The 21,943-nt window shown below is 61.0% G+C and carries 15 protein-coding genes and 1 pseudogene; 7 read left to right on the top strand and 9 right to left on the bottom strand.

What is annotated here, in order from left to right:
* Positions 1 to 207 precede the first annotated feature (207 nt).
* Positions 208 to 750: a CAP domain-containing protein gene (locus CFAEC_RS10130; protein WP_290276532.1), complete on the top strand. Its 543-nt coding sequence runs from the start codon at positions 208 to 210 to the stop codon at positions 748 to 750.
* Positions 751 to 929: 179 nt separating this feature from the next.
* Here the strand turns inward: CFAEC_RS10130 and CFAEC_RS10125 are convergent, their stop codons facing one another.
* Both CFAEC_RS10125 and CFAEC_RS10120 read right to left on the bottom strand, forming a co-directional pair.
* Entirely contained in the window at positions 930 to 2,465 is a 1,536-nt protein-coding gene (locus tag CFAEC_RS10125) for a lamin tail domain-containing protein (RefSeq protein WP_353960108.1), read from the bottom strand.
* Positions 2,466 to 2,611: 146 nt separating this feature from the next.
* The gene (locus CFAEC_RS10120; protein WP_290276531.1) at positions 2,612 to 3,607 is read right to left on the bottom strand and encodes a hypothetical protein; all 996 of its coding nucleotides are present in this window, start codon (positions 3,605 to 3,607) and stop codon (positions 2,612 to 2,614) included.
* 383 nt (positions 3,608 to 3,990) lie between these two features.
* Between CFAEC_RS10120 and CFAEC_RS10115 the strand changes: the two genes are divergently transcribed.
* A complete protein-coding gene (locus tag CFAEC_RS10115; protein WP_290276529.1) occupies positions 3,991 to 4,239 on the top strand; it encodes a three-helix bundle dimerization domain-containing protein in 249 nt (82 codons plus the stop codon).
* A 279-nt stretch (positions 4,240 to 4,518) separates the two neighbouring features.
* Positions 4,519 to 5,112 (top strand): metallophosphoesterase, encoded by a 594-nt coding sequence (locus CFAEC_RS10110; protein ID WP_290276527.1) that lies wholly within the window; start codon positions 4,519 to 4,521, stop codon positions 5,110 to 5,112.
* Between the two features lie 355 nt (positions 5,113 to 5,467).
* Here the strand turns inward: CFAEC_RS10110 and CFAEC_RS10105 are convergent.
* Together CFAEC_RS10105 and aceA are read right to left on the bottom strand one after the other, a co-directional pair.
* Positions 5,468 to 5,830: pseudogene (locus CFAEC_RS10105) on the bottom strand (FUSC family protein); the annotation flags it as partial.
* 1,253 nt (positions 5,831 to 7,083) lie between these two features.
* Positions 7,084 to 8,388, bottom strand: coding sequence for an isocitrate lyase (aceA, locus tag CFAEC_RS10100; RefSeq protein ID WP_290276525.1), 1,305 nt, complete (start codon positions 8,386 to 8,388; stop codon positions 7,084 to 7,086).
* Positions 8,389 to 8,899: 511 nt separating this feature from the next.
* Here aceA and glcB point away from each other — a divergent pair.
* Positions 8,900 to 11,104, top strand: a complete 2,205-nt coding sequence (glcB, locus tag CFAEC_RS10095; RefSeq protein ID WP_290276524.1) for a malate synthase G — start codon at positions 8,900 to 8,902, stop codon at positions 11,102 to 11,104.
* Between the two features lie 178 nt (positions 11,105 to 11,282).
* Here glcB and CFAEC_RS10090 read toward each other — a convergent pair whose 3' ends face one another.
* A complete protein-coding gene (locus CFAEC_RS10090; RefSeq protein WP_290276522.1) occupies positions 11,283 to 12,053 on the bottom strand; it encodes an aldose epimerase family protein in 771 nt (256 codons plus the stop codon).
* Positions 12,054 to 12,327: 274 nt separating this feature from the next.
* On the opposite strand from CFAEC_RS10090, the gene CFAEC_RS10085 reads away from it, so the two are divergent.
* Positions 12,328 to 13,260, top strand: a complete 933-nt coding sequence (locus tag CFAEC_RS10085) for a bile acid:sodium symporter family protein (RefSeq protein ID WP_290279871.1) — start codon at positions 12,328 to 12,330, stop codon at positions 13,258 to 13,260.
* Between the two features lie 312 nt (positions 13,261 to 13,572).
* Entirely contained in the window at positions 13,573 to 14,130 is a 558-nt protein-coding gene (thpR, locus tag CFAEC_RS10080) for an RNA 2',3'-cyclic phosphodiesterase (RefSeq protein WP_290276520.1), read from the top strand.
* A 61-nt stretch (positions 14,131 to 14,191) separates the two neighbouring features.
* On the opposite strand, the gene CFAEC_RS10075 is transcribed toward thpR, so the two are convergent.
* Genes CFAEC_RS10075 through CFAEC_RS10060 form a run of 4 tightly spaced genes read right to left on the bottom strand, consistent with a single transcriptional unit; the run spans position 14,192 to position 18,954 of the window.
* Positions 14,192 to 15,622: a dipeptide ABC transporter ATP-binding protein gene (locus CFAEC_RS10075; protein ID WP_290276518.1), complete on the bottom strand. Its 1,431-nt coding sequence runs from the start codon at positions 15,620 to 15,622 to the stop codon at positions 14,192 to 14,194.
* Positions 15,615 to 16,448, bottom strand: coding sequence for an ABC transporter permease (locus CFAEC_RS10070; RefSeq protein WP_290276516.1), 834 nt, complete (start codon positions 16,446 to 16,448; stop codon positions 15,615 to 15,617). Before CFAEC_RS10070 ends, CFAEC_RS10075 begins: the two co-directional genes overlap by 8 nt.
* Before the next feature lie 5 nt (positions 16,449 to 16,453).
* On the bottom strand, positions 16,454 to 17,389 hold the full coding sequence (locus CFAEC_RS10065; protein WP_290276514.1) for an ABC transporter permease: 936 nt from the start codon (positions 17,387 to 17,389) through the stop codon (positions 16,454 to 16,456).
* Positions 17,386 to 18,954, bottom strand: coding sequence for an ABC transporter substrate-binding protein (locus CFAEC_RS10060; RefSeq protein ID WP_290276512.1), 1,569 nt, complete (start codon positions 18,952 to 18,954; stop codon positions 17,386 to 17,388). The genes CFAEC_RS10065 and CFAEC_RS10060 overlap by 4 nt, the downstream gene beginning before the upstream one ends.
* A 172-nt stretch (positions 18,955 to 19,126) precedes the next feature.
* Between CFAEC_RS10060 and CFAEC_RS10055 the strand changes: the two genes are divergently transcribed.
* The gene (locus tag CFAEC_RS10055) at positions 19,127 to 21,937 is read left to right on the top strand and encodes an FAD-binding and (Fe-S)-binding domain-containing protein (RefSeq protein WP_290276510.1); all 2,811 of its coding nucleotides are present in this window, start codon (positions 19,127 to 19,129) and stop codon (positions 21,935 to 21,937) included.
* The last annotated feature ends 6 nt before the right edge of the window (positions 21,938 to 21,943 follow it).

Genomic DNA, 21,943 nt, shown 5'->3' with positions numbered 1-21,943 from the left:
TTCTGAGAAAAAACACCGAAAAACTCAGGTGTGTCTAAGATCTCATTTTCTTCTCAGGTTTTAAAAGCGCAGCTCAGGGGGCATCTTCCCCTGAGCTGCTGATATGGCAACATTCTTATTTAAAAATACATAGTAGTACTAATGATTCTCTCAGTCTAAGCTTAGGTCAGACCAAGAAAGTATCCCTGAGGATTCCAAAGGAGAATCATGTTCCAGTTCACCACCAAGAAGCTCGGAGCTCTCGCAGCGACCACCATCATCGCCGCCACCGCCATCCAGGGTGTCGTGGCAGCACCGGCCCAGGCATTCAGCTCCTCCGGTTTCGGCACCACGGTCATGCAGGACGCCGCCCCGTATGCCGGCACCACCCAGGTGTCAGCAGATGCCCGCTATGTGCTCGACCTGATCAACGCCTACCGCGCTGAGAACGGTCTCCGCCCGGTTGCTCTTGATGGTGGATTCGCTAACGGTGCAGGTCAGTGGGCCCAGTACCTCGCAGACAGTGGCATGGGGCCACATCACCCGGAGGGTGGAAACTTCTGGGAGGCAGTCGCTTATGCCAACTCTGCGGAGCAGGCCATGCAGTCCTGGAAGAACTCCCCTCCACACAACCGGATCCTCCTGGAATCACAGATCAGCCACGGTGCAGTCGGACTGGCGGTGCGCCCCAACGGTCAGCAGGTCTTCGTGTTCCGTGGACTGTGGGAGCCTGCTAATGCCACCAACAGCAAGGGCCACCCAGGCTGGTAAGAAACTGGCTCAAAGCCAACCTGCACTGACGTTCATTCCTGAGTGAGTATAAGAGTCTCTCAGTATCTAGGTGGATTCTCAGAAGATAGCACCAGCGGGTTGGATGAGCTTTTCGTCGACAAGCAAAAACCGGTATCTCACGGAGATACCGGTTTTAATGTTGGTGCCGCAGCGTCAGGTTAGAAGCGGATGAACTGCTTCAAGGCGGGGAACGCCGCCAGAACCTGCTGGAGGATGCCACCCAGGGCACCCATGATGCCGAAGACACCGAGGATGCCGGCGGACAGGGCACCCACGGCGCTGCCGGCCGCAAAGCCGGTGGTGGAACCGGAGGTCTGATTGCGGTCATCGTCAGCTGGCACATCGCCACAGGAATCGGTAGTCACGATCTCCTGTGCGGAGCGGAGGCTGATGCCACCGTAGACGGAGTCATCGGCCCACAGGTGGTTGGTGTACGTGGTCTGGGTACCGTCGATGCACGCGCCTTGTGCGGTGTGGGACGCGTAACCCTCGTTGGCGAAGTTGCCGAGGTTGGCCGGGCGGGCGTAGATACGGTCATCAGCTTCCGTGAGTGCGGTACCATCCCAGGTCAGGAACTGGGATGCGCCTTCGCAGACTTCATCGCAGAGCACATGCAGGGTGCGGGTGGAAGCGTTGTAATCCATCGCCATGACGCCCTGGAACTCGGACTGGAACGTCTGGATGTGTGCAGGTTCCTGCTCTGAGAGGTCAACCACGATGACCTCACCGGTGCCTTCAACACCCACGGCGAAGATATCGCCCTCGAGCTGGGTGATGGTCTCCAGGCCGGAGTTGGCACCGATCACGCCGGTGAACCCGGAGAGATCCCATTCCTGGGTTGCGGTGAGCTGACCGGAGGTGCCGGTCGGGGCGTCGAAACGCAGGACGGATGGGCGTGAGGTGCTCTTATCATCGTTGTTGCGCTCGGTGGCCAGGTAGATGGAACCGTCACTGGTGACAGCGATGCCCTCGCCGTCCGGGGTGCCGGTGCCACCTGGGTAGGTGACCTGCCAGTGGCCCGCCGGGGTGTAGGTGTCGGTGTCCACATCATGGTCGAGCAGATAGATGTCACCGGCGTCATTGTTCACAACCCAGGCGCGACCGCTGGCATCGAAATCGGCACCGGACATGTCCTCGATGGCGAAGTCCCCGCCCAGGTTGAGGTCGGTGATGGCGATGTCGTGATAAGGAAGGGTGGCGTTGGCAATCTCCTCGCGCTCCCCAGCAGGAACATTGATGCCGTTCCTGCTGCCTTCGCCGGTGACGGCCCATTCGGGATCCTCACCTGGGAAGCGCCCCAGGGTGGTCTCTGCGTGGCCGTTCCAGTCAACAAAGTCCACGATGCGGCCCTCACCGTCAAACAAGGTGACGGAATCGTTGCCGCCGAGGCCGAAGCCACCGGTGGACTCGGTGTAGAAGGAGATATAACCACCGGACTCCACGATGGTGCCCTCGGGGAAGTAATACGGGGTGTGGGTCGGGTCATTGTCCACGAAGGACCAGCCGGAGATATCAAAGGAGTTGACGATATCCGTGTTGTGCAACTCGATCCAGTCACCAACCGGGTCACCGTTGGATTCCACTTCATTGATCACCACGGACTGTTCCGTTTGTGCCGTCGCAGTCATGGTCTGCAGTGGGGACATGGCGATGGCCAGGGCGAGGGGCCCGGCGAGGAGGAGACGCTTATTCACTTCAACTACTTTCAGTATCACTGCTCCCGCCACGGTATGGGATAAACCGGGAGGCGGGAACTCTGATGTTCTTGGGACACAAGAACCGTAGGTGTCAGTAATGAGCGACGTCTTACCACTGGATGAATAGTTGGTTAATGCATCAACTATTCACCGGGCTTCTCTTCGGGTGCGGCAGTGACCGCCACGGTATCCCCTCTGAGCAGGTTCTCCAGCTGGTGTGAAGCTTCCAGCACCACATCCCATCGGAAGGCCGGGGAGAGTGGGTGTGTGGAGATATAACTGTTGGACCAGGCGGTGTTGCCGGTTCGGTCGGGAAGTCCCAGGCGCGACAAGGCGATATAGGTGGCCGCCTCTGACTCCTGGATCCGTAGTTTTCCTGATGGAACGGAGTCAGCCTCCCAGAACTGTGGGTGATAACCGGTGAAGATCTCCGCCACGCACCTGATGATCTCCGGGACCTGATTCTCACCCAGCGACTCAGAAATCTGAATGTGATACCAGCAGTTCTGCTCATCCATGAGTGGGAAGGGTTTTTCCCCGCCCTCCGGTGTGTTGATCACATCGCAGAATCCCAGTTTGCTCTTGGTGTTCCGTGTGACCACCACGCCGATCTTCCACAGGTTGCCCAGCATCCGGACGGCGCGTTCAGCATCACCGGGGCCCGTGAACTCCTTGTATATAAGGTGCTCCTCCGTGGCTGTCCCGAGGCGGTTGCGCCACATGGCCTGATTCTCCTGGAAGTCCGGCACTGCAGCCTCCGGATCCTCCGATGCGACATCGGAACGCAGGTAGAAGATCTCAATCTGGGGGATCGCCACCATGAGGGGATGCGCAGTCTCGACGGGGTGGAACCCGAAGGAGTGCCATTCGGCATCGCTGCGGACTTCCAGGTCCGCGGTCATCTCGGCGAGCGCGTTGAAACCGCGTGCCTGCATGATCGGTGAGCTTGTCGACGTGTTTCCCGAGGAATCAGCGAATTGGAGTGCCTCAAGCAACTGGATTGATAGGGAAGCGGCCTGCTTGGTGGTGAGGTTGGGCAGGCTGCGGACAACTTCCACGATGAACTGTTCCACGCGTCCCCGCGAGGAGGGGTCCTGCTCCCTCCGGATGCGGTCGATGGTGGTTTCGAAGTCGTGCATGCCATCTCCTATCCATTCAATGACTTCTATATGTAGCTGTCCCCAGCATAGGTACTGAACTGAAAACCTGATGGAAAAGCACAGCTTAAGCGGTATTATTCACCACTGGGGGTGATGGTCATCACCTTACTTTGTTTTCGTGATGGACATGGCAATTCGGCACGGCGGGGGTGCTGTGACCTGGGGTTTTATGGATTATCGTGGCTGAATATTTATCCCATCCATGGGTGCGGGTGGGGGTGCTGGGCAAAACAATTGGCTTCAACCCACTACCAAGGCACTTCTGGTTATTGTAGATTGCTCTTAGATGAACTAAGGTTAACGCTAGGTAAACAACCGGGGGTTGGAAAGTAAACTCCCTCGGGAAAAGAAAGGAAACGACAATGGCTATCAAGAACGCCGCACTCCGCTCGGTCAAGGCAGATCACCTGTGGAGCGTCCGCGAGGACCTTCATGCACGCTTCGCCGGCCTCGTCGAGCCTCGGACCGTTGATGAAGTCTTGGACTCCATCGCCTCCCGCCGTGACGCAAAGGTCACGATGTTCAGCAAGATTTTCATCGAGAAGGAAGCTGCTGCAGCCCTGCAGTCCCTGGATTTCAGCTCCCTCGATCACGGCCCAATGGCCGCCTAAAAACTGGCCAGCTCCCAGTACGTCGGGCGGGTACACCACACACGGTGTACCCGCCCTTGGGTTTGAGGGGGAAAAAGTGGGTTCTTGCGGGCGTGAGCGGAGGGGCCGTACATAACGTCACAAGATTTCCGAGAATATGGGCCGCTTTCTCTAAAATCTTGTGACGTTATGCACGGACAGAGGCTGCTTGAGGCCCTCATGGAGGATCTGCGGGGAGCCCGTGGATACCGGAGGTTGTCTCCGCCCTTGGGTTTTTCGGGAGTTCACTAGACTGGCGCCATGACAACGACGTGGTTTATCTCCGATCTCCACCTGGGGCACAAATTCCTGTCTGACCTGCGGGGTTTTTCCACCACCGGTGAGCATGATGAGACGATCCTGGCCAACCTCGCTGAGGCGGTGCGCCCGGGGGATGTCCTCTGGGTACTCGGGGATCTCTCGAGTGGCCGGTCCGAGGCGGAGGAGCGTGCGTTGACGCTGATCGATGACAGGCTCCCGGGAGTCGAGAAGCACCTGGTGCCGGGAAATCACGATTCCTGTCATCCACTGTTTAAGTCTGCGTTCAGGCGCCAGCGTAGATTCCTGGAGGTCTTCGATTCGGTCCAGGCGTATCAAAAGATGAGATGGGATGGCGAGGATGTCTATCTCTGCCATTTCCCACGACCGGGTCAGGACCATGTGGGTATGCCCTCACGCTATGACGATCTCCGCCTCACTGTTCCTTACCTGATTCACGGGCATCTCCACTCGACGTTCCCGGTGACGGGCCGGGGCCAGGTTGACGTGGGGGTTGAGGCGTGGGATCTGAAACCTGTGCCGCTGGAGATCCTCCGCGAGACACTGTGGGGTTCATTGTCGCGGTATCCAGATTAAAGGTGATGTCTTTGACCATCGTGGCCAATTCACCGATTTCATCGAGGGGGATCCTGCGGTTGGCGTTGGTGGTGCAGTAATCAAGAAGGGTGTAGCCCGCGCGTTGGATGCGAAGGTGATCCACCCAGTAGGCATCAGAGTCTCCGGGTGAGTTCACGGCACGGGATTGTGCGCCCCGGCGTTCACTGAGCAGCTCAAACTGAAGGTCACGTCGTTCCGCCAGTGCCTCCGAAGGTTTGGTCACCAGGACGCGGCCCAGTAGTGCCGCCATGGCGTCCTGTGCGCGACGCACCAGACGGGCATGATGCCGGGATTCCGCCTTGGGAACGAAGAACCAGAGCAGCAGCAGGGCGAAGATGATGGATAACAGCACCTCCACGGAACGCGATACCACGATCTCCCCGAGCGGCTCTGTAACAGCATTGCCCATGAGCAGCGCCAGGGGAGTGGTGAAGATGACGCAGATCGCATAATTGCGCACCACAAACACTTCGGCGAAGAATTGGCAGATGGCCAGGGCGATGAGCAGGGACCAGCCCTCCACGCCGGCCAGGTGCAACAGTGCGTAGAGGCCAACGCCCACGATTGAGCCCACCATGCGGTGCAGGCCACGGATCGTGCCGGGGATCCGGTCAGGTCCCCATTGCAGCACGAGCAGCCCGGAGACGATGGCCCAGTCGGGCCGCCCCAGTCCCAGGGCCAGGCCTGCGACACCCATGAGCAGCGCAGAGACCATCACCTTGCCGGCTGTGATGGTGGCATGGCTGTCCAGGGAGGCGCTGCGGTAGAAGCGGTAGGTGATCGAGGGTCGGGCATGCGGGATGGCTGTTCGGGTGAGGTCAACATAGTTGTGGCTGTCCGAGGCTTCGCCGATCGGTTGGCCATGCACCCGGGTATTCAGGATCGCGAGTTTGGTGTGTGCGCGCTGGACCCGGGCCACCAGGTCCGACTGGGCACTTTTTCGCACCTGACCCCCGGAGAGAATGCCCGCATCCGATAACGCGAACCAGGCATTGGACAGGGCTGTCTCTGCCTGGTGGTTCTTGGCCACGGCAGGTTGTGGTGCCTTCTGGAAATCCTTGAGCGCCTTTTCCAGCACGTCCACGGACTTCTCTTCGGGGCCGTGTGGTGAGATCAGCGCGGGAAGCATGCCCAGGATTAATCCGGTGGCCACGCCGATCAGTGCCCAGAGCCCCACTTCCACGGGATTGAGTCCGAGTCGGGCCACCATGGTGGATCCACCGGCCACCATGACGATGAAGAAGCTCCCCGGCGGAGGAAGCCGGAGGGCATTCTGGATCCAGGTGCCCGTCGTGGCCAGTGCCGTGACGAAGAAGACGATGAGAAGCATCCACCAGAGGGAACCGCCGGCATTGATCTGTCCCCAGACCAGTTCACCCACAAAAGCTCCGGTCATGGCGCCTGATGCCAGGAGGACGCCGGCGGTCAGCATCACTGACAGCCGTTTGCGGTAGGGGTGTCCCTCACCGTAGATCACGGTGAACCCGCCGGCGGCGATGAGCAGCATCTCCGTGTCAAAACCGAGCAATAACGCAACTGCGCCGGGAATGAGTAGCGCCAGGGCAGCCCGGAGGGCGCCGGGCCACCGGGGGCCCGGCGTATGGAAGGCGGTGAAGAGCTTCAAGGGGTTTTGGCGCTGTGGGGGTCTCTCATCATGATGCTGGGTCAAGGAACTTCTTTCGTCACCTTGGTTCAAGGCGTGATCATGCTCGGTAGGAATAGGGAAGAGTATGTCCAGTCTAGGCCCGGATGTGCGGTTATGAGGCCTGGAGAGCTCTTGGTGTGATCAAACAATCGGTGATGTGCCGGGGTGACGGGGAAGGCTTGGGGGAGGGGTCGTGAAGAAGCATCACGCACGCGGAACACCCCCGCCAGCGGTGTGCTGGCGGGGGTGTTCTGTGGAAAGAGTTGGCCCTACGGATTGAGTACCCAGTGGGCCGGGGGTTGTTCTTAGTGAGCAGCCTCGAACTGGGACTCCTCGGTGGAGCCCTTGAGGGAGGTGGTGGAGGAGTTTGGATCCACGGTGGTGGCGATGGTGTCGAAGTAGCCGGCACCAACCTCACGCTGGTGCTTGACTGCGGTGAAGCCGCGCTCTTCGGCAGCCTTGAACTCACGGTTCTGCAGGTCGACGAAGGAGGTCATGCCCTCGCGTGCGTAGCCGTAGGCAAGGTCGAACATGCCGTAGTTGAGGGAGTGGAAGCCAGCCAGGGTGATGAACTGGAACTTGAAGCCCATGGCTCCCAGCTCCTTCTGGAACTTGGCGATCTCATCTGCGTCAAGGTGTGCGGACCAGTTGAAGGATGGGGAGCAGTTGTAGGAGAGCAGCTGGTCCGGGAATTCTTCGTGGACAGCCTCGGCGAACTGCTTGGCCAGAGCCAGGTCAGGAGTACCGGTCTCCATCCAGATCATGTCAGCGTAAGGAGCGTAGGACTTTGCACGGGCGATGCAGGGCTCAATGCCGTTCTTGACGTGGTAGTAACCCTCGGCGGTGCGCTCACCGGTGATGAATGGCTGGTCGCGCTCATCAACGTCAGAGGTGATCAGGGTTGCTGCCTCTGCGTCGGTACGTGCGATGACAACGGAAGGAACGTTGGCAACGTCAGAAGCCAGGCGAGCAGCGTTCAGGGTGCGGATGTGCTGCTGGGTCGGGATGAGGACCTTGCCGCCGAGGTGGCCACACTTCTTCTCGGAAGCCAGCTGATCTTCCCAGTGGGTGCCAGCGGCACCTGCACCGATCATGGCCTTCTGCAGTTCGTAGACGTTCAGTGCGCCACCGAAGCCGGCTTCGCCGTCGGCGACGATTGGGACAACCCAGTTGTCGACGGAATCGTCACCCTCGGTGCGGGCGATTTCGTCAGCGCGCAGCAGTGCGTTGTTGATGCGGCGGACAACGCTTGGAACGGAGTTCGCAGGGTAGAGGGACTGGTCAGGGTAGGTGTGGCCGGAGAGGTTGGCGTCACCTGCAACCTGCCAGCCGGAGAGGTAGACAGCCTTGAGGCCGGCGCGGACCTGCTGAACTGCCTGGTTACCGGTGAGGGCGCCCAGAGCGTTGATGTAGCCATCGCCTTCTGCGGAAACTGCATCCCAGAGGATCTCAGCGCCGCGGCGTGCGAGGGTCTGCTCCTCAACGACAGAACCCTGAAGCTCTGCAACCTGCTCTGCGGTGTAGTCGCGGGTGATGCCGTTCCAGCGTGGGTTGGTGTCCCAATCCTGCTGAATTTCCTGTGCGGTGCGTGGCGTTCCAACGTTTGACATCTGAAGTCACTTCCTTCTTGGTAATGCTGAGGCGCATTCGGTCTGAGTGCCGTTCGCCAGTGGTGTGATGTGCAACTCCGGGTAGCTGGTGGAGTGATTCACAACCTCTGTTGCGGTGGCATGCTTCACACAATGCTGCATCGGGCATGGGGTCGTCAACGCATTTGAGTTTTTAAGTTTTGTGCGGGGGTGGCTACCCCTGTTGCGAATCTTGTTAAGAAACATCCGCCACACTTTGTTCGTGACCTTCGTCACCAGTACGTCTGTACTGGGCAAACGGTCACGATTCGAGAATTGCCCGCTCACCGGCCTGTTCTGCGAAGGTGTGGCAAAGTCACTGGTGTGACCAAGCTTTCACGGGGGTAGTGACTGGGTAAAGTTCGCAAACCTATTGGTCAAGTGATGGCAATCACTTAGTCTGGTCACATCGCACGTACCCGAAGGGGCAAAGCGAGGACATCACTGTTGATGCCCACACACCACCAGACCTCTTGCTTTAAAGGAGCCTTCCATGAACGATCAGCAGATTCAGACCGCTGACCAGACCGAGCGCGTTACCGTCGGTGGAATGCAGGTCGCGAAAGTACTCCGCGATTTTCTGAACGAATCCGTCCTGCCCCGCGTGGGCGTGGACGCAGGACGGTTCTGGAATGGCTTCGGTGACATCGCCCGTGACCTCACCCCACGGAACCGTGAACTGCTCGCCCGCCGTGATGAACTGCAGGGCCAGCTCAATGAGTACTACCGCGACAACCCCGGCCAGCAGGATCCAGAAGCCTATGAGGCCTTCCTGCGTGAGATCGGATACCTGGTTGATGCGCCGGAGGAAGCAGAGATCCGCACCCAGAACATCGATACGGAAATCGCTACCACCGCCGGTCCGCAGCTGGTCGTCCCGATCCTCAACGCCCGCTTCGCCCTCAACGCAGCCAATGCCCGCTGGGGTTCCCTCTACGATGCTCTCTACGGCACCAACGCCATTGCAGACGAGGATGGCGCAGAGCGCGGCAAGGGGTACAACCCTGTCCGTGGACAGAAGGTCATCACCTGGGGCCGTGAGTTCCTCGATTCCGTCCTTCCCCTGGACGGTGCAAGCCACGCTGATGTGGATAAGTACAACATCACCGACGGCAAGCTGGCCGCCCACATCAACGATGGCATCTACCGTCTCAAGGACAAGAACGCCTACCGTGGCTTCACCGGCCACTTCCAGGACCCGACCACCATCCTCCTGCAGAACAATGGCCTGCACATTGAGCTGCAGATCGACCCCACCCACCCTATCGGCCAGGATGACAAGACCGGTCTGAAGGACATCATCTTAGAATCCGCCATCACCACCATCATGGACTTCGAGGATTCCATCGCAGCCGTTGACGCCGAGGACAAGACCCTCGGTTACACCAACTGGTTCGAGCTCAACACCGGCGAGCTGACCGAAGAGGTTGCCAAGGGGGACAAGACCTTCACCCGCAAGCTCAACGATGACCGCAAGTACATCGGCCGCAACGGTGCGGAGATCACCCTGCACGGTCGTTCCCTGTTGTTCGTCCGCAATGTCGGTCACCTCATGACCAACCCGGCGATCCTCATCGACGGCGAGGAGATCTTCGAGGGCATCATGGATGCCGTCATCACCGCTGTCTGCGCCATCCCGGGTATCGCCCCGCAGAACCAGAAGAAGAACTCCCGCAAGGGCTCCATCTACATCGTGAAGCCGAAGCAGCACGGTCCTGAGGAAGTCGCCTTCACCAATGAGCTGTTTGCACGCGTTGAGGATCTTCTGGACCTGCCACGCCACACCCTCAAGGTCGGCGTGATGGACGAGGAGCGTCGCACCTCCGTCAACCTGGATGCCTGCATCATGGAAGCCGCTGACCGCCTGGCCTTCATCAACACCGGATTCCTCGACCGCACCGGTGATGAGATCCACACCTCCATGGAAGCCGGCGCCATGGTCCGCAAGGCTGATATGCAGACCGCTTCATGGAAGCAGGCCTACGAGGATAACAACGTCGATACCGGAATCCAGCGTGGGCTGCCGGGCAAGGCGCAGATTGGCAAGGGCATGTGGGCCATGACCGAACTCATGGGTGAGATGCTGGAGAAGAAGATCGGCCAGCCGAAGGAAGGCGCCAACACCGCCTGGGTTCCATCACCTACCGGAGCCACCCTCCACGCGACCCATTACCACCGGGTCAACGTGTTCAAGGTTCAGGACGAGCTGCGCGCCGCCGGCCGCCGCGATACGCTGAGCAGCATCCTGGAGGTGCCACTCGCCGCGAACACCGACTGGTCTGATGCGGAGAAGCGTGAGGAACTGGACAACAACAACCAGTCCATCCTTGGATATGTGGTCCGCTGGGTTGAGCAGGGTGTCGGTTGCTCCAAGGTTCCGGACATCCATGACACCGCCCTGATGGAGGACCGTGCCACCCTGCGCATCTCCTCCCAGGTCCTGGCCAACTGGTTGCGCCACGGAATTGTCACCGAGGACCAGGTTCTCGAGTCCCTGGAGCGCATGGCTGTTGTGGTGGATGAGCAGAACGCCGGTGATCCGAACTACCTCAACATGGCACCGAACTTTGATGATTCCATCGCCTTCCAGGCCGCCAAGGATCTGATCTTCAAGGGCACCGAATCCCCATCCGGTTACACCGAGCCGATCCTCCACGCCCGCCGCCGCGAGTTCAAGGAACTCCACGGCATCAAGTAACTCCACGGCATCAAGTAGAGCCTGGCACTGAGAAGGCCACTTTCATGGCCATGGGCCCCACGGACTGCGGTGATCCCGCAGCTTTCCCGGCGGGGCCCATGGCCAGACATCAAAGGGTGGACGCACTCCGACATCAATGGAGGTGCGTCCACCCTTGTCAGTTTCAGTTGGCGGGAGCTCAGCCCTCGTCCCTGGCGGCCACCTTCACCTCCATGCCGATGCTGACCTGCTCACCGGGTGCCACATCCACGCCCTTCTGATCAGGGCCGAGCAGGGCCGGTTCGATGCAGACGAACTCACGCCATTCCTCATCGCCGAGATCCTCCATCGTCGCAGCCTTCTCCGCGCCTGGGTTCCAGACCACCGTCGCGTCATGCCCGCGGCCAATGACTGTGATGGTGCGGGAGCCGTCGTCGATAAGCATCTCGGGGGTGCCCAGCACCACCCGGTCAAATAACTCGTCGAAGGTGATCGCACCGTCCTGCGTGGTCACGCCGTCTGTGACGCGGTCGAGCACGTCGGTGCCCTCTGCGCCGGTTACGGCTGTCTGGTCGATGTCGGCGACGCGGAAATAGGGGTGGAAGGCGAGCTGAACGGTCTCGGTGTCCCCGGTGTGGTTGGTCAGTGCGAGGTTGGTCTCAAAACCCTCATCGGTGCGCCAGACGCTGAGGGTGAGTTCAATGCCGTCCCGGACCAGGCCGGCACTGATCTTGTCGCCGTCCATGGTCTCCCAGGTGCTGGTGCGTGCCCAACCGTGCTGTGGTTCTTTGCCCAGCAGCGTGCCGAACCACGGCGCCACGATGGGAACGCCACCTCGGATGGCATTTCCTTCACCAAACCGGCTTTTGGAACTGAGGAAGAGAAGGTCACCGGTGGGGGAATCCACCGAGGTCAGGTGAGCTCCGACGGGGGAGAAGGTCAGTGGGCCAGAAGTAATCAGTTCAGTCATGGCACCCCATGGTAGACACGAATTGATCCAGGCCGTTGTGAATCGATAGTGTTGGATCCGCCACGTACCCAGGGCATCACATTCTATATATTTTCTGTGCCCACCCCACAGCACGGTTCCTTCTCATTCAAGTTCTCATGATTTTGGAGTGGTCCCCGTGACGCGTGTCCCCTCTGGCCCGGATTCTCCCGGCCCTGAATCCCCTAACACCAGCCCCACCGGGCAGGTCACCGAACCGCAGGTTGAGAAGAAGGAAGACCGTTCCGCGGCTTTCATCGTCATCGCCTTCCCTGCGTTCATTCTCATCGGCGCCATCGTGGCGTTCATGTTCCCGGCGACGTTTGCGCCGCTGACCAATTACATCAACCTCTTCCTCACCATCATCATGTTCACCATGGGCCTGACGTTGACGGTCCCGGATTTCCAGATGGTGCTCCGCCGACCATGGCCGGTGTTCATCGGCGTGGTGGCACAGTTCGTGATCATGCCCGGACTGGCGGTCCTGGTGGCCAATGCACTGGGCCTCAACCCGGCGTTGGCGGTGGGTCTGCTCATGCTCGGTTCCGTCCCGGGTGGTACCTCATCCAACGTGATCGCATTCCTGTGCCGCGGGGATGTGGCGCTGTCGGTGACCATGACCTCGGTGTCCACGATGGTCTCTCCGATCATGACCCCCATGCTCATGCTGATGCTGTCCGGTACCGCCACAGAAGTGGACGGTGCGGGCATGGCCTGGTCCCTGGTGCAGACGGTGCTGCTGCCCGTCATCATCGGTCTGACGCTGCGAATCTTCCTCAACCGGTGGATCAACCGCATCATGCCGGTGCTGCCGTGGTTGTCCATCCTGGGCATCGGCGGCGTGGTCTTCGGCGCGGTGGCCAACAACGCAGAACGCCTCATGACGGTCGGTCTCATCGTCTTTGTCGCGGTGATCGTGCACAACGTGCTGGGTTATGTCCTCGGGTACTTCACGGGCCGTCTGTTCCGCTTCAATGAGGCGGTCAACCGCACGATGGCGATTGAGATCGGCACGCAGTCCGCCGGCCTGGCATCCGGCATGGCGGGGCGCTTCTTCAGCCCTGAGGCCGCGTTGCCCGGTGCGGTGGCCGCCGTGGTCCACAACATCACCGGCGCGGTCTACACCGCGATTGTGCGCAACCGCCCCCTCGAGCCGGCGCGTGAGCCGGACAAGGTTGCGGTCGGCTGACCTGTGCTTTGCGACGCCCACCCCGTCCCTCCCATCATCCCGTGGGTGTACAAATCGTCCCGGGGGTCTATGATGATCAGCGATGATGAACGCACATGATTTCGAAGCTCAGGTCGAGTACCTGAACCAGATCTTCGAGGTGTCCGAAGAGCATCTGCTCTCCCCGGACATCCTCCTCCAGATCACGTCAGGGTAGATTCTCAGCAACCTGCGGCGCCCGCGCATCCGGATGAGGATGCCTCGGGCGTCTTCACCTGTTTCCGGGTGGTATTTTACGCGGGCACGGTCGTGATTCGGCGCTATTATGGCTGCATGAGACTGTTCGCTGCGATCACGCCACCCATGGAGGTCACCGAACATCTTGTTCGGGCCCTCCGCCCCCTCCGTGGTGATCTTCGATGGGGCGATCCGGACAACTGGCACATCACGTTGGCCTTCTACGGTGAACAACCGGAGGGTGCTGTGGAGGATCTGGTTGATCACCTCAGCGTGGCCGCCCGCATGAATGAAGATTTCACCGTGTGCCTCAAGGGCGCGGGGTCATTCAACAACCGCAATCTCTGGATGGGTGTCGGCGGGGAGACCCGTCAGCTGCGCAACCTGATGGCTGACTGCCTCCTCGACCCGGAAGAGCGCAAACGTCAGCGAGCACACCTCACCGTGGCCAGGCCTTCGCAACGCATGCGGATCCGCGGCTGGGATCCCGTGATCCCCGACCTGGTCCGGGCGCTTTCTGTGTACGAGGGGCCCGACTGGCATGTCAGTGAAATCGAATTGATCTCCTCGGAACTGGGGAGGGGCCGTAGTGGAGGGGCGCTCCATGAAACAGTGGCCACGCTGGCATTGTCCTCCGCCGGCAGGTTCGTCTGAGAGTAAAACCTGGCGTTTGTGTGATGCACAGTGCGCAGAACTCCAACTTTTATTCCCCGACTCAGAGGCGTGGGACCGCCTCCAGGAGAACCCGGGTGTAGTCCTGCTGCGGATCGGCATACACCAGATCCACCCGGCCACGTTCGATGATCCGGCCCTGATCCATCACCACCACGGTGGTGCAGACATGGCGGACCACCGCCAGGTCATGGGAGACGAAGATGAGGGTGATGCCGTACTCGTCCACCAGTGTCGCCAGGAGATCCAGCACCTGTTTACGAACGGAGACATCGAGGGCGGAGACGGGTTCGTCGGCAAGCAGAATGGCCGGCTTGGGGCCGAGCGCACGCGCAATGCAGATCCGCTGGCGCTGACCACCAGAGAACTCGTGCGGATAGCGATCCACCACCTCGGGGCCCAGGCCCACCTCACCGAGGACCTCGATGACACGCTCGCGCCGGGCGCCCTCACTCCATCCGATGAGGGGTTCGGCGACGATGTCGAGGATCCGCATCCGCGGGTTGAGGCTGGACTGTGGATCCTGGAACACCATCTGGATACCACCATCCACGGACACCGCGCCTGAGGTTGGTTTGTCCAGACCCGCGAGGATCTTCAACAGCGTGGTCTTGCCCGATCCGGAACCGCCGACGATGCCCAGCCGCTCACCGGAACGCACCTCCAGCGAGATCGAATCCAGGGCGGTGGTGCGCCGGAACACCCGGCTGACCTCATTCACCTGTACCACCGGCGCACCACGGAGGTCCTCGATCGCAGGGGTGTCCAGCACCGAGGCCGCCAGCAGTTTCCGGGTGTACTCATGGGTGGGTTCACGCAGCACCGTGGACACCGGGCCGCGTTCGACGATCTCACCCGCCTTCATCACCAGGACCCTCTCGCAGGTGCGGGACACCAATCCGAGGTCATGGGTGATGAACAACAGTGAGGTTCCGCGGGACTCGGCTAAGCGCAGCAGTAGTTCGATGATCTGTTTCTGCACCGTCACATCAAGAGCGGTGGTGGGTTCATCGCAGATGAGCACATCGGGATTATTCGCCATCGCCATGGCGATCAGAGCGCGCTGGCGTTGACCACCGGACAACTCATGCGGATAGGCCCGGGCGGCGCGTGCGGGGAGTGCCACATCCTCCAACATCTGTGCAGTGCGGGTGGCGGCTTCCTTTCGGCCCACACCGTGGATCCGCATGATCTCGCCGATCTGTTTGCCCACCCGCATCAGGGGATTGAGCGCGGTCATGGGTTCCTGGAAGATCATGGCGATCTTCTTCCCACGGCTGGTCCAGGATGCCACGCCATCGAGCTGGGTGACACCACTTCTGGGGAGATCGGTCAACCCCATGATGGCCAGCGCGGTCAGGGTCTTGCCGGAACCGGATTCGCCGATGAGACCGACGCGTTCACCGGGGGCGATCTCAAAGGAGATCCCATCCACCAGACCGTCGCCGATCGTGAGATCCTTCACCTCAAGCACGGCCCACCTCACGTTTCGGATCGATGGCGTCCCGCAGGCCGTCGCCAAGCAGGTTGAACCCCAGCACCGTCACCGCGATGGCCACACCGGGCCACACTGCCAACATCGGGGTCACACCCAGGGACGCCTGGGCGGTCTGCAGCATCCGGCCCCAGCTGGGGTCCGGCGGGGGAGTGCCCAGGCCCAGGAAGCTGAGGGCGGCTTCGGCGAGGATCGCGAGTGCGAACGCCACCGACGCCTGGACAATGAGGATACTGGTGATATTGGGCAACACATGCCGCAGAGCGATCACCGGGGCGCTGATCTGTGAACTGCGTGCCGCCTGCACAAAATCCCGGCTCATCACCTGCAGCGTCCCGGCGCGGGCCACACGGGCGAAACCGGGGATGCCGGCGATACCGATGGCCACCATCGCGCTCAAAGTGGAAGCACCGAACACCGCTCCGGACACGATCGCGAGCAACAGGGCCGGGAACGCCAACATGAGGTCAGCTCCTCGCATGACAAAGGTCTCCAGCCAGCCGCCGCGCATACCGGCGATCACACCGAGCGGGGTGCCCAGCACACCCGCGATGGCCACGGCAATCAGACCCACGAACAAGGTGATGCGGGAACCGGCCATGATCTGGGAGAACACATCCCGGCCATAACGGTCGGTGCCGAAGAGATGCGACTGGGAGCTGCCCTCGAGCCGTTCCGCGGGAAACACCTGGACCGGATCATAGGGGGTCCACACCAGGGACACCGTGGCCATGACCACCACCGCGGCCACGATCAGGGCGCCGATCCTGCCGGACAGCGGCAGTCGCTGAAATAAACCACGCATCCGGGTCACCTCCTGATCCTGGGGTCGAGCACCTGATAGAGAAGATCCACGATGAGATTGACCAGGAGCGTGAACACCACCAGCAGCATGACGATGGACTGCACCGTGGTCACATCCCGGTTGGAGACGGAATCAAGCAGCATGGACCCGATACCGGGAATGACAAAAACCTGCTCGATCACCACCGCGCCGATCACCAGTGACGTTAGCTGCAGACCCGTCACCGTCAACACCGGCAGCGCCGCATTGCGCAGGCCATGCACCCGCAGGGCACGCCCCAGGGACATACCCTTCGACCGGGCGGTGCGCATGAAATCCTCGCTCATCACATCCACCACGGCGGAGCGCACATAACGGGTGAGGATCGCCGCCTGCACCGCGGTCAGCGCCAACACCGGCAGGATGAGCCGACGGATAAATCCCAGGAAATCCTGATCCGGGGGGATCCACCCATTGGCAGGTAACCAGCCCAGACCCACCGCGAACACAGAAATCAGCAGGATGCCGGCGAGGAAACTGGGGATCGCGATACCCACCTGGCTCACCCCGGAGATCACCACGCCTCCGCGCCGGGCAGCCAACACCCCCAAAGGAACCGCGATGATCAGGGACAACACGATGGAACATCCCACCAGAATCAGACTCACCTGCATGCGGTCCAGGATCAGCGGGGACACATCCTGGCCTGAACTGAGCGACATACCGAAGTCCCCGGTGAGCAGCCCGCCCATCCAGGAAAGATACTGCACCACCAGTGGTTGATCAGTTCCCAACTGCGCACGCAGGGCCGCGAGGCTCTCCGGGGTGGCGGTGATTCCGAGTGCCACCGCCGCCGGGTCGCCGGGGATGACGCGGATGAGCAGGAAGATGATGACGCTGGCGATCCAGATGGTGATCACATAGCGCAGCAGGGTCCGGAGAAGAGTGGAAGCAACGGTCACTGGGCTTCCTCCCCGGTGAGTGGGGGAGCGGCGCCGGGCTCAACGGAGTCAGCAGTCTGATCCCGCCCGATCCGGGCGAGGTCGAGCGCACCGGAAACCACATTGGGATCCACGCCGGTGATGCCGGGTTCCATGACAACGATATTGGCCACGTTCATCAGTGTATTGGCGGCCGCCTGCTCCATGATGGAGTCCACGGCGTCCCGCATGAGTTGCACCTCGTCATCGGAGGAATCCGCCTCGGAAAGGAGAGCCTGCGTCTCCGGGTCGTCGAAGCCGAGGTAATAACCAGGGGAGAAGAGTGTGGGCACATCGCGGGGTTCCACATGGGTGATGAGCGACATGTCATAGTCCTTCTGACCCATCACCTGGGCCAGCCACACGGCGGGGAATTCGGTGGATTCGATCTCGGGTTCAAAACCCACCTCACGCAGCTGGGAGTAGAGGATCTCGGACACCGCCTGGGCGTAGGGGAGGCTGGGGATGGACATGGTCACCCGGGTACCCACCGCGCCGGCGTCCTCCAACAGGGTCCGGGCCCGGTCAGGGTCGTGCGGGTAGAGATCAGATTCCTCGAACCAGGGATCGGTGGGCGGCACGGGAACACCTCCGGTGTCGGTGCCGTATCCTTCCATCGCGGTGTCAATGATGGCCTGCCGGTCAATCGCGAACATCACCGCCCGGCGCACACGCACATCGTTGAATGGTGCGCGCTGGTTGTTCATGGACAGCAGCATCTCGCCGTTGGTGGTGCCCACCGCCACGGTGTAGTCCTCCAGGACAGCCAGCTGCTCCGGTGCCTGCATGGCCCAGATCATGTCCACATCCCCACTCTGCAGAGCATTGGTGGTGGCGGTGGCATCACTGAAATAACGGATGGTGGCGGCATCATTGGCGGGGCTGTCCCCCCAATAGTCAGGGCGCGCAGAAAAACCGATGGCACGCCCAACCGACCAGTGCGTGACCTCATAGGGGCCGGTGCCCACGGGAGTGGTGGCGAGCTGGTCTACGCCGTCCTCGCTCATCATCGCGCCGATCGAGGTGCCCATGTTCCACAGCCACTGATTGGAGGGGCGGGCCAAGGTCACCCGGAGCACGTGATCATCCATCACCTCGGTGGACTCCACCACATCCATCCCCGATTTCAAACCATTGGTCCAGTCGGTGGGCACCCGGTCGATGGAGAACTTCGCGCTGTGGGCGGAAAACGGTGACCCGTTGGAAAACCCGACCCCCTCCCGCAGAGTGAAGGTGTAGGTCCGACGGTCCTCCGACAGCTCCCACCCGGTGGCGAGCCAGGGTTCAATCTCCCCGTCCGAGGTGATCCGCACCAGGCCCTCATACACATTGGACATCAGTGCCTGGGGGATGGCGGCACCTGAGGTGCGGGTGAAGTCCAGGGACGCGGGTGCCGAGGTGGTGGCCACCACGATGGAGGACTGATCCACATCGGGCGGCACCTGATAGGCGGTGGAACCTGCGGAACACCCGGAGATCCCCAGGGCGAGGATCAACAGTGGGGTCGCCAACCACAGCGATCTCCCTGGCCGGTGCGCTGTGCTCATGACCATTGAGATTAGCCGTTGCGGTACCGGAACATAAATACACCGAAAGTCCAGAATTCATGGTGGCCTTGCGTAGCCTTGGTGATGAGAACCCGATCGCAGAAAACCGATCGCAGAAAACCGATCGTAGAAAACCAGCCGCTCCAGTCCAGTCGTTCCCGCGAGGCCACACATGTCCCACGCCCAGCTCCGCACCGATATGACCACCCGTGCCGCCTATACCTCTGATGCAGGTATTTTCCGTCGGGTGCCGGCTGCAGTCACAGAGCCCAGGACACTGCAGGATATCCGTGATGCGGTGGCGCTTGCTGTGGCGCGGGGCTGGTCCATTGTCGGTCGCGGTGGCGGTACCTCCGTGGCGGGCAACGCCATCGGTGAGGGCCTGATCATTGATACCTCAAGGCACTTCAACCGGATCCTGGACATCGACTCTGAGAACCACACCGCCACGGTGGAACCCGGTGTGGTCTGTGATGCTCTCCGCGCCGCCGTCGCGGAATACGGACTTACCTTTGGCCCCGATCCCTCCACCCATAACCGGTGCACCATCGGCGGCATGGTGGCCAACAATGCCTGCGGTCCGCATTCCATCGTTCACGGCACCGCCGCGGATAACCTCGTCGATATCACCCTCATGCTCGCCGACGGCAGGGAAGTCACCATCGACGCCGATGGGTGCGATGACCCGGACATCCACGCCAGGCTCATCGCTTTGGCGAGTGAACACGCAGACCTCATCCACCGGGAGCTCGGGCGGTTTCCCCGCCAGGTCTCCGGTTATGGTCTCCACCACCTTCGCACCCACATGGCCCGGGCGTTGGCTGGATCAGAGGGCACCACCGGAATCATCACCCGGCTCACCGTCAAACTGGTGCCCACACCCAAACACACGGTGCTGACCGTGCTCGCCTTTGACACCGTCTTCGACGCAGCCCGCGCGGCACAATCGCTGCGACTACCCGGTGTGGCCACCATCGAGGGAATGGGCGGTGACCTTCTGGCCGCCCTGCGCACCACCCCGGGACAGGAGCATGCGGGGAAAGATCTACCGGGCAGCCACCATGGTCTGGCCGCCGGCGGCTGGCTCTACTGCGAGATTGGTGCAGACACCCTCAGTGATGCACTCAACGCTGCCCGGGCGCTCACCACCGCTGTGCCCACCATCATTGATCACCACATCACCGGCGATCCCACTGAGATGCGCCGCCTGTGGCGGATCCGTGAAGCTGCAGCGGGGATCGTCACCCGGCTCCCCGATGGGGGAGAGGCCTGGCCCAACTGGGAGGATTCCGCCGTCCCACCGGAGCACCTCGCTGATTACCTGCGCGACCTTTATGCCCTGATGGAGAAATTCCACTACCGCGGCATCCCTTTCGGACACTTTGGGGAAGGGTGTGTCCACCTGCGCATCAGTTTTGATTTCACCACCCCGGACGGCATTGATAACTTCCACCGCTTCATGGGGGAGGCAGCCACCCTGGTCACCTCCTATGGGGGCAGCCTCTCCGGTGAGCATGGTGATGGCCGTGCCCGTTCCGCTCTGCTTGACCGCATGTATTCAGCGGAGATGCGGGAGCTCTTTGAAGAGTTCAAACTCATCTTTGATCCGGACCGGATCTTCAACCCCGGCGTGCTGGTCTGGGCAGATCCGATCACTGCGGGTCTGCGCATGGATCCGGGGCAGCGCGCCCTGGACATCACCCCGGTGCATAAGTTGGATGAGGACAACGGTTCGCTGGTCACCGCCGTCAACCGATGCGTCGGTGTGGCGTCCTGTAGATCTGCGGATGGGGCGATGTGCCCGTCCTTCCAGGTCACCGGCGATGAGGTGCATTCCACCCGCGGCCGCGCACGCATCCTCTCGGAGATGTTCCGCGGCGAGTCCATCACCGATGGTTACCGCAGTAAAGAGGTCCATGAGGCTCTTGATCTGTGTCTGTCCTGCAAGGCCTGCGCCTCGGAATGCCCGGTGACCGTGGACATGGCCACCTACAAGGCTGAATTCCTCCACCATCATTACCGCGGCCGCATACGGCCACGCGACCACTACGTGATGGGGTGGTTGCCGTTGCTTGGTCACCTGGCACACAAGGTGCCCGGGGTGCCTGCGCTTATCGACGCAACCCTCACCTCACGCGTCATCTCTCCCTTATTGAAGAAACTCGGTGGACTGGCTGACCGCCCCCTGATTAGTTTCGCCCACCGCTCTCTGCGGAAGCTGCCCAGGACACAACCCAGGTCACCCAACACGGGTGAGACAGTGGTGCTGTGGCCGGATTCTTTCACCACCAACCTGGATACCGGCCCGGGTGAGGCAGCCATCCACACGCTGGAGGCCCTCGGCTACACCGTGGTGATCCCCTCTGAGTTTGTCTGCTGCGGTCTGACCTGGCATTCCACCGGTCAGCTGGGTATGACCCGGAAGGTTCTCGAACACACCGCAACGGTGATGAAACCCTACCTGGATCACGGGCTGACCATCGTGGGTCTGGAACCGTCCTGCACGGTGATGCTCACCGACGAAGCCACGGGATTAAGTGATCACCCCGACCTGAAGCGACTGGCTGAACTGACTAAACCTTTTGCTGAGGTTATCGCCCCGAAGGTTCGTGGACTGGTCCAAGAAGGAAAAATCCAGCCAGCATCCACCACCGCACTCACCCAGGTTCATTGCCACGAACGCTCCCTCGGTGATCCTCAGCATGCAGCACTCATCCTGGATGCCTTCGGCATAGAAGAGGAGCAGATTGCCACCGGCTGTTGCGGATTGGCCGGAAACTGGGGTTTTGAGAAGGACCACGAACAGATGTCCTTTGAACTCGGTGAACGGGAGCTGTTCCCCAAAGTTCGTGCCGCTGAAGGCCATGTGATTGCCGATGGCTTTTCCTGCAGAACACAGATTGAACAAGGCACCGGCACCAGGGCACAGCACATCGCTGAGATCGTCCGGGACATCCTGGTGGATAACGGCATGGCAGAATAACCATCC

It is taken from the genome of Corynebacterium faecale, assembly GCF_030408735.1.
GTDB lineage: Bacteria > Actinomycetota > Actinomycetes > Mycobacteriales > Mycobacteriaceae > Corynebacterium > Corynebacterium faecale.
The sequence above is the reverse complement of the archived record's forward strand: the minus strand, read 5'-3'. Positions and strand labels throughout refer to the sequence as shown.

What these genes read in the sequence shown, in the direction of transcription:
- CFAEC_RS10130 (WP_290276532.1), top strand. Translation starts at nt 208, where the DNA reads ATGTTCCAGTTCACCACCAAGAAGCTCGGAGCTCTCGCAGCGACCACC.
- CFAEC_RS10120 (WP_290276531.1), bottom strand. Translation starts at nt 3,607, where the DNA reads ATGCACGACTTCGAAACCACCATCGACCGCATCCGGAGGGAGCAGGAC.
- CFAEC_RS10115 (WP_290276529.1), top strand. Translation starts at nt 3,991, where the DNA reads ATGGCTATCAAGAACGCCGCACTCCGCTCGGTCAAGGCAGATCACCTG.
- CFAEC_RS10110 (WP_290276527.1), top strand. Translation starts at nt 4,519, where the DNA reads ATGACAACGACGTGGTTTATCTCCGATCTCCACCTGGGGCACAAATTC.
- aceA (WP_290276525.1), bottom strand. Translation starts at nt 8,388, where the DNA reads ATGTCAAACGTTGGAACGCCACGCACCGCACAGGAAATTCAGCAGGAT.
- glcB (WP_290276524.1), top strand. Translation starts at nt 8,900, where the DNA reads ATGAACGATCAGCAGATTCAGACCGCTGACCAGACCGAGCGCGTTACC.
- CFAEC_RS10090 (WP_290276522.1), bottom strand. Translation starts at nt 12,053, where the DNA reads ATGACTGAACTGATTACTTCTGGCCCACTGACCTTCTCCCCCGTCGGA.
- thpR (WP_290276520.1), top strand. Translation starts at nt 13,573, where the DNA reads ATGAGACTGTTCGCTGCGATCACGCCACCCATGGAGGTCACCGAACAT.
- CFAEC_RS10070 (WP_290276516.1), bottom strand. Translation starts at nt 16,448, where the DNA reads ATGCGTGGTTTATTTCAGCGACTGCCGCTGTCCGGCAGGATCGGCGCC.
- CFAEC_RS10060 (WP_290276512.1), bottom strand. Translation starts at nt 18,954, where the DNA reads ATGAGCACAGCGCACCGGCCAGGGAGATCGCTGTGGTTGGCGACCCCA.
- CFAEC_RS10055 (WP_290276510.1), top strand. Translation starts at nt 19,127, where the DNA reads ATGTCCCACGCCCAGCTCCGCACCGATATGACCACCCGTGCCGCCTAT.